Origin of the sequence: Muricoccus vinaceus, assembly GCF_042433125.1 — a bacterium.
In the GTDB taxonomy this organism is placed as follows: Bacteria; Pseudomonadota; Alphaproteobacteria; order Acetobacterales; family Acetobacteraceae; genus Roseomonas; species Roseomonas vinacea.
The window spans coordinates 80,683-93,658 of the sequence record NZ_JBHLVZ010000113.1 but is presented as its reverse complement, the minus strand read 5'-3'; the positions used below and the strand labels follow the sequence as shown (position 1 = coordinate 93,658).

Annotated in this window: 23 protein-coding genes; 19 read left to right on the top strand and 4 right to left on the bottom strand. The window is 66.2% G+C overall.

Features of this window, described 5'->3' with window-relative positions; genetic code table 11:
* Nucleotides 1-174, bottom strand: a 174-nt coding sequence (locus tag ACFFIC_RS28750; RefSeq protein ID WP_377056940.1) for a transposase, incomplete at its 3' end; no start/stop codon positions are given.
* Nucleotides 175-548: 374 nt separating this feature from the next.
* On the opposite strand from ACFFIC_RS28750, the gene ACFFIC_RS28745 reads away from it, so the two are divergent.
* Entirely contained in the window at nt 549-1,535 is a 987-nt protein-coding gene (locus ACFFIC_RS28745) for a cyclase family protein (RefSeq protein ID WP_377056936.1), read from the top strand.
* A 342-nt stretch (nt 1,536-1,877) separates the two neighbouring features.
* Here ACFFIC_RS28745 and ACFFIC_RS28740 read toward each other — a convergent pair whose 3' ends face one another.
* The gene (locus ACFFIC_RS28740; RefSeq protein ID WP_377056934.1) at nt 1,878-2,132 is read right to left on the bottom strand and encodes a hypothetical protein; all 255 of its coding nucleotides are present in this window, start codon (nt 2,130-2,132) and stop codon (nt 1,878-1,880) included.
* 165 nt (nt 2,133-2,297) lie between these two features.
* Between ACFFIC_RS28740 and ACFFIC_RS28735 the strand changes: the two genes are divergently transcribed.
* The 3 genes from ACFFIC_RS28735 (at nt 2,298) to ACFFIC_RS28725 (ending at nt 3,324) form a co-directional block, all read left to right on the top strand.
* The gene (locus ACFFIC_RS28735; protein WP_377056932.1) at nt 2,298-2,486 is read left to right on the top strand and encodes a hypothetical protein; all 189 of its coding nucleotides are present in this window, start codon (nt 2,298-2,300) and stop codon (nt 2,484-2,486) included.
* A 62-nt stretch (nt 2,487-2,548) separates the two neighbouring features.
* Entirely contained in the window at nt 2,549-2,851 is a 303-nt protein-coding gene (locus ACFFIC_RS28730; protein ID WP_377056930.1) for a hypothetical protein, read from the top strand.
* 74 nt (nt 2,852-2,925) lie between these two features.
* Entirely contained in the window at nt 2,926-3,324 is a 399-nt protein-coding gene (locus ACFFIC_RS28725) for a VOC family protein (protein ID WP_377056928.1), read from the top strand.
* A 265-nt stretch (nt 3,325-3,589) separates the two neighbouring features.
* On the opposite strand, the gene ACFFIC_RS28720 is transcribed toward ACFFIC_RS28725, so the two are convergent.
* Nucleotides 3,590-4,087: an NUDIX hydrolase gene (locus ACFFIC_RS28720; RefSeq protein WP_377056926.1), complete on the bottom strand. Its 498-nt coding sequence runs from the start codon at nt 4,085-4,087 to the stop codon at nt 3,590-3,592.
* 21 nt (nt 4,088-4,108) lie between these two features.
* Nucleotides 4,109-4,390 (bottom strand): helix-turn-helix domain-containing protein, encoded by a 282-nt coding sequence (locus tag ACFFIC_RS28715; protein ID WP_377056924.1) that lies wholly within the window; start codon nt 4,388-4,390, stop codon nt 4,109-4,111.
* Nucleotides 4,391-4,478: 88 nt separating this feature from the next.
* Between ACFFIC_RS28715 and ACFFIC_RS28710 the strand changes: the two genes are divergently transcribed.
* The 15 genes from ACFFIC_RS28710 (at nt 4,479) to ACFFIC_RS28640 (ending at nt 12,704) form a co-directional block, all read left to right on the top strand.
* Nucleotides 4,479-4,871, top strand: a complete 393-nt coding sequence (locus ACFFIC_RS28710) for a hypothetical protein (protein WP_377056922.1) — start codon at nt 4,479-4,481, stop codon at nt 4,869-4,871.
* Between the two features lie 11 nt (nt 4,872-4,882).
* Nucleotides 4,883-5,056, top strand: a complete 174-nt coding sequence (locus tag ACFFIC_RS28705; RefSeq protein WP_377056920.1) for a hypothetical protein — start codon at nt 4,883-4,885, stop codon at nt 5,054-5,056.
* Nucleotides 5,056-5,361, top strand: a complete 306-nt coding sequence (locus tag ACFFIC_RS28700) for a hypothetical protein (protein WP_377056918.1) — start codon at nt 5,056-5,058, stop codon at nt 5,359-5,361. The genes ACFFIC_RS28705 and ACFFIC_RS28700 overlap by 1 nt, the downstream gene beginning before the upstream one ends.
* Nucleotides 5,362-5,527: 166 nt before the next feature.
* A complete protein-coding gene (locus ACFFIC_RS28695; protein WP_377056916.1) occupies nt 5,528-5,848 on the top strand; it encodes a hypothetical protein in 321 nt (106 codons plus the stop codon).
* The gene (locus ACFFIC_RS28690) at nt 5,845-6,243 is read left to right on the top strand and encodes a hypothetical protein (protein ID WP_377056914.1); all 399 of its coding nucleotides are present in this window, start codon (nt 5,845-5,847) and stop codon (nt 6,241-6,243) included. The genes ACFFIC_RS28695 and ACFFIC_RS28690 overlap by 4 nt, the downstream gene beginning before the upstream one ends.
* A gap of 2 nt (nt 6,244-6,245) precedes the next feature.
* Nucleotides 6,246-6,692 carry a hypothetical protein gene (locus ACFFIC_RS28685; protein ID WP_377056913.1) on the top strand — a complete coding sequence of 149 codons (447 nt, stop codon included), beginning with the start codon at nt 6,246-6,248 and terminating at the stop codon, nt 6,690-6,692.
* A 27-nt stretch (nt 6,693-6,719) separates the two neighbouring features.
* Nucleotides 6,720-7,070 (top strand): hypothetical protein, encoded by a 351-nt coding sequence (locus ACFFIC_RS28680; protein ID WP_377056911.1) that lies wholly within the window; start codon nt 6,720-6,722, stop codon nt 7,068-7,070.
* The gene (locus tag ACFFIC_RS28675; RefSeq protein WP_377056909.1) at nt 7,067-7,546 is read left to right on the top strand and encodes a hypothetical protein; all 480 of its coding nucleotides are present in this window, start codon (nt 7,067-7,069) and stop codon (nt 7,544-7,546) included. Before ACFFIC_RS28680 ends, ACFFIC_RS28675 begins: the two co-directional genes overlap by 4 nt.
* A complete protein-coding gene (locus ACFFIC_RS28670) occupies nt 7,543-7,875 on the top strand; it encodes a hypothetical protein (protein WP_377056907.1) in 333 nt (110 codons plus the stop codon). The genes ACFFIC_RS28675 and ACFFIC_RS28670 overlap by 4 nt, the downstream gene beginning before the upstream one ends.
* A 270-nt stretch (nt 7,876-8,145) precedes the next feature.
* The gene (locus tag ACFFIC_RS28665) at nt 8,146-8,661 is read left to right on the top strand and encodes a hypothetical protein (RefSeq protein WP_377056906.1); all 516 of its coding nucleotides are present in this window, start codon (nt 8,146-8,148) and stop codon (nt 8,659-8,661) included.
* Between the two features lie 97 nt (nt 8,662-8,758).
* The gene (locus ACFFIC_RS28660; protein WP_377056904.1) at nt 8,759-9,082 is read left to right on the top strand and encodes a hypothetical protein; all 324 of its coding nucleotides are present in this window, start codon (nt 8,759-8,761) and stop codon (nt 9,080-9,082) included.
* A 133-nt stretch (nt 9,083-9,215) separates the two neighbouring features.
* Nucleotides 9,216-9,437, top strand: coding sequence for a hypothetical protein (locus ACFFIC_RS28655; RefSeq protein ID WP_377056902.1), 222 nt, complete (start codon nt 9,216-9,218; stop codon nt 9,435-9,437).
* Nucleotides 9,434-9,670 carry a hypothetical protein gene (locus ACFFIC_RS28650; protein WP_377056900.1) on the top strand — a complete coding sequence of 79 codons (237 nt, stop codon included), beginning with the start codon at nt 9,434-9,436 and terminating at the stop codon, nt 9,668-9,670. The genes ACFFIC_RS28655 and ACFFIC_RS28650 overlap by 4 nt, the downstream gene beginning before the upstream one ends.
* On the top strand, nt 9,667-10,689 hold the full coding sequence (locus tag ACFFIC_RS28645) for a hypothetical protein (RefSeq protein WP_377056898.1): 1,023 nt from the start codon (nt 9,667-9,669) through the stop codon (nt 10,687-10,689). Before ACFFIC_RS28650 ends, ACFFIC_RS28645 begins: the two co-directional genes overlap by 4 nt.
* Entirely contained in the window at nt 10,689-12,704 is a 2,016-nt protein-coding gene (locus tag ACFFIC_RS28640; RefSeq protein ID WP_377056896.1) for a DUF927 domain-containing protein, read from the top strand. Before ACFFIC_RS28645 ends, ACFFIC_RS28640 begins: the two co-directional genes overlap by 1 nt.
* Nucleotides 12,705-12,976: the final 272 nt, after the last annotated feature.

Genomic DNA, 12,976 nt, shown 5'->3' with positions numbered 1-12,976 from the left:
CATCCACCAGGGCCCCTCGTCCAGAGGCAGGGCCCGCCACTTCGCGCCGTTGTCGTGCCGCCAAAGAATGGCCCCGATGGTCCGGCGCAGGTGCTGAGGTGGCACCTTGGTGTGCGGGCGGCAGGCCTCGACAAGAGGCTCTAGCACCGCCCACTGCTCGTCCGTCAGCGCCATCCCGTTCTCCAGAAAGCCGGAGAACGCAGGCACCTTGCCAAGGATTCAGGCGCTAACAGGCCCTAGCTCTGGTCCAAGCAGAAAGAATAGGGTGCCATGAACCTCTCGCGTCAGCACAGGACGGAGGTAGCCCATTCGGCTCCACTGTGGCGCGGGCTACGTCACGCCATCGCCCCTGCCCTCGCCCTTTGGGCAATCATTGGACTATCGATGCCTGCTGCGTCGGAGCAACGCTCGATCTTTAGCCAACGCCCAGGTCCCGGCGCGGTTCCGGGCTGGCCTTGCCACCTTCCTGGCTGCCATCCTCCCCGCCAAGCCCGCCCGACATCGCGCCCTGCGATCGGAGAGCAGGCCGTCGGAGGAACCCACGCCCCATGAACGCCCTCTCCCGCCGCAGTGCCGTCTTCGGCGCGGCCTGCGCCTGCTTCGGTGGCCACGGCCTCGTCGCCAGCGCCGTCGCCCAATCCCCCCAACGCTGGAGCCCGCCCGCCAGCGCCGACCGCTGCCCCTCCCGCTGGGGTGCCGCGGACCGGCGCGGCTCGATGAACCTGATGACGCCCGAGCGCGCCAAGCGCGCGGCCGCCCTGATCCGCACAGGTGAAATTGTGGAATGCGGCCAGACGCTGAACCAGCAGATGCCCTTCTTCGGCACACGCCGCTTTGACGTCCACCTGAAGCAGACCTTCATGAACCCCGAGGGTAACCGCCGAGGGTCCAACGAGGAGCTGGTGGTGGGCGAGATCGGCCAGGTTGGCACCCAGCTGGACGCCTTCCCACACCAGACCATCGGCGAGGAGGGCTACAACTGCGTGCAGATTCCCCGGATTATGTCGCGCGGCGGCTTCACCGAGATGGGCGTGAACACCGTGGGCACGATCTTCACCCGCGGCATCCTGATCGACGTCGCCGCCCTCAAGGGCGTGCCCACCCTGCCCGACACCTATGAGATCACGCCCGAGGACCTGCAGGCCGCGCTCGCTCGCCAGAACACGCGGATGGAGGAGGGCGACGCGGTCATCATCCACACCGGCTGGGGCCTGCTCTGGGGCCGGGAGAACGCGCGCTTCGTCGCCTCCTGCCCCGGCCTCGGCGTGGCGGCGGCGGAATGGATCCTCCGACAGAACCCGATGCTGATGGGCTCTGACAACTGGCCGGTGGAGTGCTCGCCCTCCAAGACCATGCCCGATGCCAGCCTGCCGGTGCACCAGCTTGCCCTGGCCGTCTACGGCGTGCACCTGCTGGAGAACATGAAACTCGACGTGCTGGCGCGACGCGGTCAGCATGAATTCGCCTTCGCGGTGCAGCCCCTGAAGGTCCAGGGCGGCTCCGGCTCCACTGTGGCACCCTCCGCGCTGTTCTGAGGCGACCGATCCGGGGGCAGGACCCGCCCCCGGATCATCCATGCGGCATCAGGCAGCCACCGCATCGCCCCCGCGTAGGGCTGCAGCCTGGCGAACACGGCCACCACCAGCGCCTGCGCCAGCACGAAGCCCCTGCCGAGCAGATCCTTTACCCCGGCCGAATGCCGGAACTACCTCGCCAACTCCGGCTACGCGTTCGAGTAAACTGGAGAAGCTCTAAACGCGGCCGCATGGGCAAGGAGGCGCGTCATGGGCAGATGAAGTCGAAGCCAGGACAGGCAGCGGGCATGGCCGTAAGGGGCGCGACCCCATGGGGACCAACTTGCAGAGCTTGATCCGAGATCAGCTGACGCGAGCTGTCAGCCTGGCGATCTCGGTGTGGATCACAGCAGCAAGCTCGGCGCGGATCGCGAGGGTGCTGCCTACGTCTTCTCGGATTGGTGCCTCGGTGAGGACGAGGGAAACTTGCTCTTCCAGCTGCCGAAGCATTTCACCCGGGTAGGAAAGGTACTCAGGCCGGAGGAGCATTGTTTTCAACGCCTGCGAAACGGTCTGACGCAGCTGATCGCGCCTTGGCTGGCTCCACGTGTTTTGCATGCCTCATCTTTCCGAAGTTGCACGAGCAGAACGCGGGGAATTAACAAAGGTTAAGAACAACCTGAAGTAGAGTTCTTATCCATTCAGCACGCCTCACAAAGTGCTGACACGAACTGCCATAGCCGGAACGGTCAAAGCAATCCTTCAAAAATGATTGGATGAAGCATGGAAGCCGACTTTGATCAGCAAAATCCTTCCAAGGCCAACTTGGCCGATGACGCACTGGAATTGGTTGTCGGCGCAGCGAAATACCTAGCCGATTTTGCACGTGATCGGCATCTGCACGAGGCTGACGCCTTGCTCATGGAAATTCTCACCCTTCTCCTTGCTCGTAAGAACGGGCTATCTCAGTAGGCAAGAGCCCTTGGCTTGTCAGGATCCGATCCTGCGCAGCCTACCTGAACCCGGACCCGCCCATGGTTCACGAACACCTCTACCGGCCGCCGCCCTGCTCCCTCTGGCCTGAGGATCTGCTGCAGGCTACCGGCGCCGCCTACCGCGAGACACGAGGCGCGGGCCTGGAGCCGTTGGCCTGCCTTGATCGGGCGGAAGCGGTCTACATCGCCGCTGGCGGCGTCGCGATGGGCGCACGGGACGTGGTGGTGGCCATAATTGCTTCCCTCTCGGCCGAGCGTGGGGACTGGTTATGGGGTCCGGCACAAGAGTGGCTGGAGCGGTACTCTCCTGCGCATGCAGAGCCAGCTTGGGCCGAGGCGTAGAGCGCGCAGTGACCAGCTACTGTTGGGAATACAGATGACGTGAGATGATGACGCATCTCAGTAGGAAAATATGCATGCTGTTCCACACCATGGTCGGGTCCAATGACATTGATCGGTCCAAGCGCTTTTACGACACCGTCCTCGGCACCCTTGGGGTGGGAGAAGCGACGCTGAACGTGGCCGATAGTGGTCATACCCGGCTTATCTACCGTGGTCAGGATGGTACCGCCTTTATCGTCACTCAGCCCATCAACGACGAGCCTGCAACCGTCGCCAATGGTGGCACCGTTGCGTTCCAGTGCAACTCGCCTGAGCAGGTAAAGCAGTTCCACGACGTTGCGGTAGCGTCCGGCGGCACGTCGATCGAGGCTTCCCCCGGACCTCGGGAGACAGCTTCCATGGGCACGATCGAGCTGGCTTACGTTCGTGATCCTGATGGCAATAAGCTTTGCGGCATTCACTTCCCGAAGTGATTTGAGGCGTCGCTTCGGGCCTAGCCGATGGCGAGATGGCGGCTTGGACGGCCAAAGGCGTTCAGCCGTGATCGAATTTTGCCGCCGCTCGACCATTCCCGTTACACCATCGTTTGCAGGAAGACCCTGTAGGCAGCTTGGCTCGCAGGCGTCGTAGCCTCCCGTCCTTTGTCGGAGCAGGGCTGAGATGGCGCGACGCAGGCTGTGGAAGCGCGGTCCAGCGCATTGGCTAGGAGCTTGGTCCGCTCGTTCCGGGCGGTCTTGTTCACCCCTCCCCCTCCTGCGCCTTCGGCATCCGAGCGGCCGCGCCCTCGCCACCTTTGGGGACGAGGAGAGTACCATAGGCCAAACCCTCCAGCAGGAGACGTAGCCCGTCTTCCTGCACCTTCCTTGCCGCCTCCCGTGGCGAGAACCACTCCCGAGCCCGCTGTGACCGCTCTGGCCAGTCCTCCAGCACTTGGTCAACCCACATTGCGAAGACCTCAACCCGGCACGGAATCACACGGCCTCGGGACATGCACTTGCGATAGCGATAGGTCCCGAACGGACCCGCTTGCACCTCGCCGCGGAGGCCTGCTTCCTCAAAGGCCTCCTTCGCAGCGACCTCAGGCCCCGTCAGACCCTGTTCGGCCCAGCCCTTCGGCAGCACCCAACGTCCGGTGTCACGGCTGGTCAGCAACATGACCCGGAGTCGGTATCCGTCCTGCCGAAGCGGCACGGCCGCAAACTGCAGTCCACCCCCGCGAAGAACCTTCCCTGGCATGGTCTCTTTTATTGTCGCTTCTCAATCGCCGTCAGGCTTGGAACGAGGCTCCGCCGCGTGGAGGCCTTTTCGCATCCGGACGCCCGCGCCGCCCCCGTTCTCGGGGATGAACTCCACGCCGGCCTCCTCCAGCGCACGGCGGATCGCTGCGGCGTTCGCCGGCATCATGGTCAGCATCCCGTCCGCCGGCTCCGCGCGCCGGATGGTCACCACGCTAACCCCGGCTCGCTTCGCTAAATCCTCTGCCGTCCAGCGCAGCAGCGCGCGCGCCGCTCGAAGCTGACCAGTATTGATATTTTCCATGTCAGCAGATATTTCTCATTGCATTCGCCGTAGCAGGTGATATAAATAATGTCACCGCAGACGAAGCAACGCAAGGGAAACCTCCCCCGTGCTCTCCACCATCTCCCATCTGAATCCCGCTGTCACCGCAGCCGCCGAACTGTTCACGGATGGCCGCCTGACGGATGCGGTTCTGCAGAACGTCGCCACCATGCGCGGCCTGCCCCTGTTCATCGAGACCGGCGCCGTCCCGACCATCACCGAGCGCGCCGAGGCTGCGCAGATCGAGCTGGGCCGCGCCTCCGCCGACCACCGCATTGTCACCGCCCTTTACGCCGCCGCCCGTCGCCGTCTCGGCATGGCCAACCAGCGCCCGGCCGCTGACCGCCGCGCCGCTCAGACCGCTGCCATGGGCGCCCTCAACAAGGCCCGCGCCGCTCTCCGGAAGGCGGACGCCCGCCTCGCCGCCGCCAGCGCCGCCCTTGCCGCTCTGGCTTCGTGAGGGACGCGGCTATGACCCCCTCCACCGCCCTGGACACCGCCCTCCGCGAGATCGACGCGACCGCCGACCTAGACCTGGCCAAGCTCGACACCATGAGCCCCGGCTGCCTGCGGGCGCTGTTGGCTGGGATGATTGAGCAGACCCGCGAGGTCCACGACGGTCTGCTGGCCGAGGCCACCCGCTAATGCGCCCCCGCCAGTCTCCCCACGCCGCCGACCAGGGCGGCATCTTCATCGTCCTGGGTGACGACGGCCGCCATGTTCTGCTGGGTCGCGCCGTTGAACCCGACGCGGCCGAGGTCGCGACGATCGGCGCCAAGCTGGCCGAGGCCGGGCGCGGCGGATGGGTGGTCCGGATGCGTGGGGACTACTGGCACCGGAGCCGCCACGTGCGCCTGGACCTCATCCAGGAGGCCGCCTCCTCCCCTACCCCATTCGATCAGGCCGAGGCCGCCTTCCAGGCCCGCCGCAAAGGCACCCTCGCGCCCTGACCCGATCCCGTGCCCGGCGGGTGATCCGGGCGAAGCGGCCGAGCGGCGGAGGGTGCAACCCCGCCGCCCGGCCTGACCACCAACTCTGCAAACCCACGAAGGAAAGCCGATGGCTACCGCGAATCCTACCTTCACTGATGGGGCAAGAAGAAGACGGCCCGAAAGCATGGCCGCCATGGTTCTCACCCCGGCCGTGCGCGACCGCATGGAGGCGCAGATCAGCGCCTTTCTCGATAGCGCCAACTTCCTTCTCGACATGCTGGACGCGGCCGACGCGCAGCACGCTGACAAAGAGCCGGACAGCGACGGCGAGGCCGAGGCGGACGAGGCCAGCACCCAGCCGTCCACGCTCTCCCCCGACCGCGCCCGTGCCATAACGCACCGTCCGAGCGCCCGCCAGATGCGCGCTGCCTATCGCCGCAACGGCGACCCCATCCCTTCCAACCTCCGCCGCTTCAACGGCGTCTTCGGGAGTGCCGGCGCGTGAGCCGTCGCAACCTTCTGAGCGGAATCGCCGCCATGTCCATTGGACCCGCCGCCGTGCTCGCCACGCACGCCACCGCCGCCACGTTGAACAGAAGATCGGCGCCGGACCCGGATGCCGAACTGATCCGCATCTGTGAGGCGCACCCGTCCATCATTGCCGCGGTCAACGACTATGGCTCCGGTGAGGACGACTGCCCTCTCTGGCAGGCCTATGAGCGCAGCCGCGACGCCATCCACGCTGCCGTCCCGGTGACGTTGGCCGGCATGGTTGCGAAGGCCCGCGCTGCCAGAGCCGAGGCACTGAACCCCAAGAACGGCACGGTGAGCCCGAGCGGCACGCCTGCCGAGATCTGGGCCTGGGACCTCGTGCAACACCTTCTACGCCTGGAGGGCTGAACATGAGCCGCCGGACCCTGCTGGGCGGCCTTGCCGCCATCGTCGCCAATCCGACTGCAGCGCTGCCAGTGCAATCCGCAGCCGCAGACGCGCTGGATAGAAGACCGGCGCCCTCCCCCGACGCCGAGGTGATCCGCCTCGCGCACGAGGTAATCGAGGCCGAAGCTGCGTGCCTTGCTGCCTACGCCGTACCGAGTTCCACCCCAGAGGAGGAGCAGGCGCGCGAGCCCGAACGGGACCGCCTGATCAACGCCGTCTGTGACAAGACGGAGGCCCTGGCGCCCCTGCCCGTTGCCACCCTGGCCGGGGTCCTGGCCAAGGCACGCGCAGCCCTTGCCGTTGCTGATCGAAACCCGGCGGACGGCGAGATCAACGTCAAGGACTACGCCGAGTGGCTGGCCTACGCGGCCTTGGAAGACCTGGTGAAGGTCATGGGAGAGAGGGCATGAACCGCCCGAGCCGTCGCAGCATCCTGGGTGGCGCTGCCGTCCTGGCTGCCCCCCCTCCCCTCCGCCAATGCCAACGTGACCAACCCGGACGCGATGCTGATCCAGACTTGCGCGCGCTACCTGGAGCTGGAGAGCATCATCAACGACCGCACGCATCCCGACGCACGGAAAAACGCGGACCAGATGCCCGAATGGCCGGAATACGTGGCCACCGAACGCCTAATTGAGACAGCTATCCCCCAGACTGCGGCTGGCGCCGTAGCCCTAGCCCACGTCGCGCTCCAGTGCTCGGAGGGACGAGAGGTGAACTGGAGCGAGACCACCCCCTCCCGCATCGCTCACGCCCTGCTGCTGCGGCTCGCCGGAGGTGCAGCATGAGCCCGGCGCGTCGTGGCCTGCTGGCGGCAATCGGGGGTGCTGCCGTCGCGGCGCCCGCCCTCGCCAGCACACAGCGCATTGGCAGGGTTGAACAACTCGTCCGCCGTCTCCCCGCCTTGGATCAGGCGGCGCAGGCCGCGGAAGATCGGTGGATGGCGTGCAAGGGACCGGAGGCGGAGAAAGACCACATTCGCAGCCAATGGAACGAAGCCACGATCATCGTTTTTGACACCGAGGACGCCGCCTTGGAGGCAGAGCCCGAGACAATCATGGACGCGCTGCTTGTCATCGCCCTCGCTTCCACCCATGCCGACCGCGCGGCCGACTTCGATACGAACTACGGGGACACGGCAGAGCGGCTGATGCGTGCCGCGCGCCACAACCGTCGCGCCGCTGACTTCCTGGCCGCCGCTACCGGCCACGACCTCCAGGCGGTGTTGGGCAACCAGTGCACGCTCCGGCGGGAAGTGGCATGACACAGCGCGCCGTGATCGCCGCTCTTCTGGCAAACGGCACCACCTACCGCGGTCTCGGGGAGGCGCTGGGGATCGACCCCGGCGCCGCTCGGATGCGTGCCAGGCGGGCCGGGTTGCGCACCCTGCACCGGACCCGCCCGCCAAACCCCGAGACGCCCCGCCGCCTCCAGGTTACCCGGCGGATGCTGGCCGAGGGCTGCGAGATCGAGGCCGTGGCGGAGCGGCTGGGCATGACAGTCCCGGCGGTGCGAATGATGTTGAGGAGGGCGGCGGCGGAGCTCTACCGACCGGCTACTTGCTCCACCGAGCAGGGGTCACAGTGGCCATGACCTGCTTCCTTCCCTCCCGCCCAACCTATCCTGGCGCCGTCCCCGCAGACAGCGTGACCCCAGTAGTGCCTGGCCCTACCTCGTCCACCCTCAGCGGCTTTGCTGGCGCGGCGCAAGCTTTGGCGGCGGGAGAAGCTCAGATGAGAGATGCCATCATCGGCCCGAACAGCTATCTTGCTTGTGGTGGGGCAGGGCCGGCCAGCCCGCGCGGTTTCCGCACTGCGCAGCCCCGCCACTTCCCATGCGGACGCGCCAGCGGAGGCGCAAGTAATGCCCGACGATCAACGGAAGCGAGACTACGCGCTCCTGCGCCAGATTCGCGAGGACGCCACGCCCGAGGAGCGGGACCGGATTGCGCACGCGTTCACTGCTTTCCAGGCAACGTTCAACAGCGCGTTCCATCAACTTTCCCTTGCGTCAGACTGGGAAACCGCGACGGCTTGGGCACGGATGACCGTCTCGGCAGCGACCACCATTCAGGACGGCGAAGAGCGACCGCTGATCCTCCCCAGCGGGAAGGCGCTTGTTCACTCACAAGACCGGAAGGCGGACGACGCGCTCCTCGACCTAGTAGAGAAAGAGCGGCAGCGCGCGAAGCAAGAGCGTCGAAAGCCAAACCTTACTTCCGTAGCGCGGGAGGCTTGCGCAACGATCCCGAGATTCCAGAATACGACCGAGATATCGGTAAAAAGGCACATCAATCGTCTGCTGAAGCAGGCCGTCGAACTCGCGGCAATGCCGTCACCTTTCAAAGACCTGTTCTCCAATCCCGACCGCGACATTTAGCGTCGCTGTTCCGTGCTCGGTGTGTCGCGCGACACGCCGGCTCCAAAACGAGCAGACATTTGTCATCTGCTCGGATCTCAGAACGTCGAATATCTGGATGGCATACCGCAACGCCCCGCTTGGGGCCATAACGGAGGTGCCGATGCGCAGTGCCCTAATGACCACGGCGGCAGCCTTACCGCCCGAACCCGATCTTTCCGTTCTGCCCCGCTATGTGGATCGCCAGCGCGGCGCCGAATTCGTGACGCGCTACTTCTTCCCGATTTCCCACCGGACGATGGAGCGTTGGCCGCTGACCGGGAAAGTAGTGAACGGCCGGCTGGTATTCCTTACCGCCGATCTGTTCGCGATGGCCCAGGAAAAGATGGATGCCGCCCCGACGATCAAGGGCGGCCCCGCCACCGCGAACCGCGCCGCTTAACGAAAACCCCCGCGCGGCGGGCGGCCGGCGGGGGCGGAACTGATGTTAGCGGTGGTCTGGACAACCCCGCTTTTAACGCATCGGGACTGCTTCGCCAACGCCTTTCCGCGCCTCCATCCTCACGGAGGACGCAATGCGTTCTGACGCTCCCACCACCGGTAAGAGCGGCGCGTTGCTGCCTGCCTACCGGCTCTACCGCAAGACTTCTGCCAAAGGCGCACCATACTTGACGGGCCGCTTGGGCGGAGTTCGTGTGCTCGTGATGCCCAAGCGCGAGGGCGACGAAGGCGAGCATTCGCATACGCTGCTGCTGGGCGCAGTCAGCCAGCGAGAGGGCGGAGAGGGCAGCCGATGAAGCGCCACCTCTCTGCCTTTGACGATGGTCCAGACCTTTTTGCCTGGGCAGACACGCAGCATGCCCGCCAGCGAAGGGCGGTGCCGCCTCGTGTGATTCTGCTGCCCGACGCCGCAGCGCCCGATGGTTTGCCGAGGGCCGGCCTGCTGCACCCAGGAGCACGGCTGCCGGTGCTGTTCTCCTCACTCCCTGCGGCACTGGCCGCGCTGCACGCGATGGAGACGCCAGCATGACGCCGTACAGCGATGCGCGCGAGGCGCGCTCTCTCACCATCCTCCGCAGCCGTGGCCGCCGCCTTGCCAAGCTGATCCGCCACGGCGCGATGGAAGGCTACGACAGCGCCAGGACCTATGACATGCACACCATAGCGTTCGATGGCATGGACGGCCTGCACGATCATCTGGCCGCACTGGCGCACCGACCGGAACACTGCGTGGTGCGCGGTGCGATCCTCGATCCCACTCACACGAAAGGGGTGCGCCGCCTGGTGCATCCCAACCGGGAAACGGGTGAACTGCCGACGCTGCGCGATGCGCCCCGCGCGTGGCTCGCCATGGACTGCGATGGCATTCCTGCACCGGAAGGCATGGACCGGCGCGATCTGAAAGCCTGCGGTATCCTGGCGCGGCTGACCATGCCGAACACCTTCCACGGCTCCGCCTGCATCGTCCAGGCTACCGCCGGCCACACCATCAAGCCCGGACTGCGGCTGCGTCTTTGGTTTCTGCTGGAGCGGGCGCTAACAGGTATCGAGTGCCAGCGTTGGCTGCGCGGGGTGCCGGGGGTGGATCCTTCCACCCTTCGTGCGGCGCAGGTGACCTACACGGCTTCCCCGGTTTTTGTAGACATGGCCGACCCCCTGCCGCACCGGCTGACGATGTTGGAAGGGGGAGAGACGGTGCGGTGCCCTACTTCGGCCGAGGTGGCACCAGCGCCCCCACCTCAACCTGACGCGAATGCGACAGCGCGCACGATGAACGGCGACCGCTACGTACGGGCCGCCTTGATGCGCGCATGCACCGCCATCGCCACAGCTCCGGTGGATTCTCGCCATCCCACCGCCGTTGCCGAAGCGTGGGGGCTCGCACGCTTCGTGGTCGCGGGGCTGATGACCGCTGACGAGGTGGTGCGCGCGGTGGATGGCGCGCTTGAGCAGGCCGGGAAACCGAAGGGGGAAGGTGCTGCCATCGCGGCCTGGGCCGTCTCTCAGCGTACCGATAGCGGTAACCTTTCACCGGGAGGGCGCGGTTGATGGACTCCCGCATGGATCCTAATGATCTGCCGCCGGATGACACGGGCACGACAGAAGCGGAGAGCAGCAGCAATCGCGCCGAGTTGGCCCTTGAGCTCGTGCGGCTCGCTGGGCTGAGCGAGGCCGAGTACCAGTCTGAGCGGAAGCAGGCTGCTTCCGCTCTGGGCCTGAACCTGACTGCCTTGGATAAGCTGGTAGCGCAGGAGCGTCGCCGACGCCGCCAGGAAGAGGCTGCCGCATCGCGTCGGAAGGCTCCGCCCGCCCCTGGGCAAGTTCGGTGGCCCGCTAGCTTCACGATGAAGCAGAGTGAGGGCCTCTATGCCGATGCAGGGGAACAAGGCCTGATCTGGCTCTGCGCACCGCTGGAGGTGTTGGGCGGTGCCCGTGACGCGGCCGGCGAGGGTTGGAGCCTTCTGCTTCGATGGAAGGATGACGACCTCCGCACCCATACATGGGCGATGCCTAAGCGCTTGCTGGTGACGCAACCCGGCGAGCTGGAGGCGATGTTGCTGGAACGCGGGTTACGCCTTTCACCCCATCCAAATGCACGGCTCTACCTTCGCGAGGCCTTGAGCGGGGTGCAGGCAGGTTCGCGCGTCTCCCTGGTCTCGCGGGCAGGGTGGCATGTTGCGGGGGAGCGGGTCGCCTATGCGATGGCGGATGGCACCGCTTACGGTGGCGGTGGGGAGGAGGTGGTTCTAACAACCGCGGATGCGGGCGCCGCGGCTCGCCTTGCCGCTTGCGGTACGTTGGCAGGGTGGCAGGAGGGGGTGGCAGCGCCCGCCATCGGGAATCATCGCTTGGCGCTCTTCATCGCCGCCAGCCTCGCGCCGCCCCTGCTCGAAATCCTTGGCGCCGAGGGCGGTGGTGTGCATCTGCTGGGTGGCAGCTCCACTGGCAAGACCACCTGCTTGGAAGGCGGCGCCAGCGCGTGGGGTAGCCCTCGCATGAGCCAACAAATCCGGTCCTGGCGCAGCACGGCCAACGCCCTGGAAGGGGCGGCTGTCGAGTGCTCCGACGGTCTCCTCGCGCTCGACGAGATCGGGCTTGCTGACGGCAAGGACGTGGGCGTCACTATGTACACCCTCGCGGGTGGAGCCGGCCGCGGGCGGGCGGATCGTTCAGGCGCGCTCAGGAGTCCCAAGACCTGGCGTACGCTGTTCCTCTCAACGGGTGAGATCAGCCCTGCGGACAAGATCGGGGAAACGGGCCAGCGCAGCCGAGCCGGGCAGGACGTGCGATGCGTGTCCATTCCTGCTCTTGCGGGGTGCGGGCACGGTGTTTGGCAAGATTTGCACGGGCACAAAACTGGAGAGGCTCTGAGCAACGCAGTAAAGACGGCATCTCTCGCCCATCACGGGCATGCTGCCCGTGCCTTCCTGGCCACCCTTGTGCAGATGCGAGCCGAGCAGCCCTTAGCGCTGCTGAACAACCTTCGCGAAGCTGTCGCTGCCTTCGTTCAAGGCGAGCATGTCCCAACCGACGCCGATGGACAGGTACGCCGCGTGGCCCAACGCTTTGGCCTGATCGCAGCAGCGGGCGACTTGGCAACGGAGATCGGCATCCTTCCCTGGCCTCAGGGGGAGAGCGAGCGGGCTGCCGTCGCGTGCTTCAAGGCGTGGCTCGCGCTACGTGGTGGGCATGGAGCGGCGGAAAGCCAGACGGCGGTTCAAGCAGTACGGGCCTTCATCGGCACCCACGGATCCAGCCGCTTCACCAACCTTGTCCTCTCGTCCAGCGCGCAGGGCGGCATGGAGGAGGACACGAGCCGCCTTGTCGGCAACCGGGCTGGGTGGCGGCGGAGGATCGCGGAGGGTTGGGAGTACTTGGTCCTGCCCGACACCTGGAAGGACGAGGTTTGCCGGGGCCTCGACGCTGATCAGGTGGCGCGAGAGCTAGGGGACCGCGGTTTGCTGATGCGGGACGGAAAGAACCTGCGGGTGAAGGTGTCCATCCCCAACGAAGGCCGCCCGCGCCTCTACGTGGTGCGCCCTGGCCTGTTGGCAGAAGCATGACAGCGGGGCTCTACGGCGCTTCCTGCCCGACCTGCCCGACCTGCTGGGTTCAAGGTCGGGCAGGGATAGGCCGGCAAAATGCGAGGAAACACGGGATGAAATGGCCCCTGCCCGACCTGCCCGACCTGCCCGACCGTGTTTGCAGAAGGCGGCCTGAAATGAGGAGGTTCGCAGCCTTCGCGGAGGCGTACAGGCTACCCGGGGCGCCGGAGCCGCCACCACCAAAGCCGATACAGCCGCTACCAGAACCGCCCATGGACCACGACGCCGCC

Bases quoted from the DNA above. Each gene is read 5' to 3' on its own strand.
- ACFFIC_RS28670 (WP_377056907.1), top strand. From the start codon at position 7,543: ATGACACAGCGCGCCGTGATCGCCGCTCTTCTGGCAAACGGCACCACC.
- ACFFIC_RS28685 (WP_377056913.1), top strand. From the start codon at position 6,246: ATGAGCCGCCGGACCCTGCTGGGCGGCCTTGCCGCCATCGTCGCCAAT.
- ACFFIC_RS28660 (WP_377056904.1), top strand. From the start codon at position 8,759: ATGGCATACCGCAACGCCCCGCTTGGGGCCATAACGGAGGTGCCGATG.
- ACFFIC_RS28665 (WP_377056906.1), top strand. From the start codon at position 8,146: ATGCCCGACGATCAACGGAAGCGAGACTACGCGCTCCTGCGCCAGATT.
- ACFFIC_RS28640 (WP_377056896.1), top strand. From the start codon at position 10,689: ATGGACTCCCGCATGGATCCTAATGATCTGCCGCCGGATGACACGGGC.
- ACFFIC_RS28735 (WP_377056932.1), top strand. From the start codon at position 2,298: ATGGAAGCCGACTTTGATCAGCAAAATCCTTCCAAGGCCAACTTGGCC.
- ACFFIC_RS28705 (WP_377056920.1), top strand. From the start codon at position 4,883: ATGACCCCCTCCACCGCCCTGGACACCGCCCTCCGCGAGATCGACGCG.
- ACFFIC_RS28695 (WP_377056916.1), top strand. From the start codon at position 5,528: ATGGCCGCCATGGTTCTCACCCCGGCCGTGCGCGACCGCATGGAGGCG.
- ACFFIC_RS28675 (WP_377056909.1), top strand. From the start codon at position 7,067: ATGAGCCCGGCGCGTCGTGGCCTGCTGGCGGCAATCGGGGGTGCTGCC.
- ACFFIC_RS28725 (WP_377056928.1), top strand. From the start codon at position 2,926: ATGCTGTTCCACACCATGGTCGGGTCCAATGACATTGATCGGTCCAAG.
- ACFFIC_RS28720 (WP_377056926.1), bottom strand. From the start codon at position 4,087: ATGCCAGGGAAGGTTCTTCGCGGGGGTGGACTGCAGTTTGCGGCCGTG.
- ACFFIC_RS28700 (WP_377056918.1), top strand. From the start codon at position 5,056: ATGCGCCCCCGCCAGTCTCCCCACGCCGCCGACCAGGGCGGCATCTTC.
- ACFFIC_RS28745 (WP_377056936.1), top strand. From the start codon at position 549: ATGAACGCCCTCTCCCGCCGCAGTGCCGTCTTCGGCGCGGCCTGCGCC.
- ACFFIC_RS28645 (WP_377056898.1), top strand. From the start codon at position 9,667: ATGACGCCGTACAGCGATGCGCGCGAGGCGCGCTCTCTCACCATCCTC.
- ACFFIC_RS28650 (WP_377056900.1), top strand. From the start codon at position 9,434: ATGAAGCGCCACCTCTCTGCCTTTGACGATGGTCCAGACCTTTTTGCC.
- ACFFIC_RS28655 (WP_377056902.1), top strand. From the start codon at position 9,216: ATGCGTTCTGACGCTCCCACCACCGGTAAGAGCGGCGCGTTGCTGCCT.
- ACFFIC_RS28730 (WP_377056930.1), top strand. From the start codon at position 2,549: ATGGTTCACGAACACCTCTACCGGCCGCCGCCCTGCTCCCTCTGGCCT.
- ACFFIC_RS28740 (WP_377056934.1), bottom strand. From the start codon at position 2,132: ATGCAAAACACGTGGAGCCAGCCAAGGCGCGATCAGCTGCGTCAGACC.
- ACFFIC_RS28715 (WP_377056924.1), bottom strand. From the start codon at position 4,390: ATGGAAAATATCAATACTGGTCAGCTTCGAGCGGCGCGCGCGCTGCTG.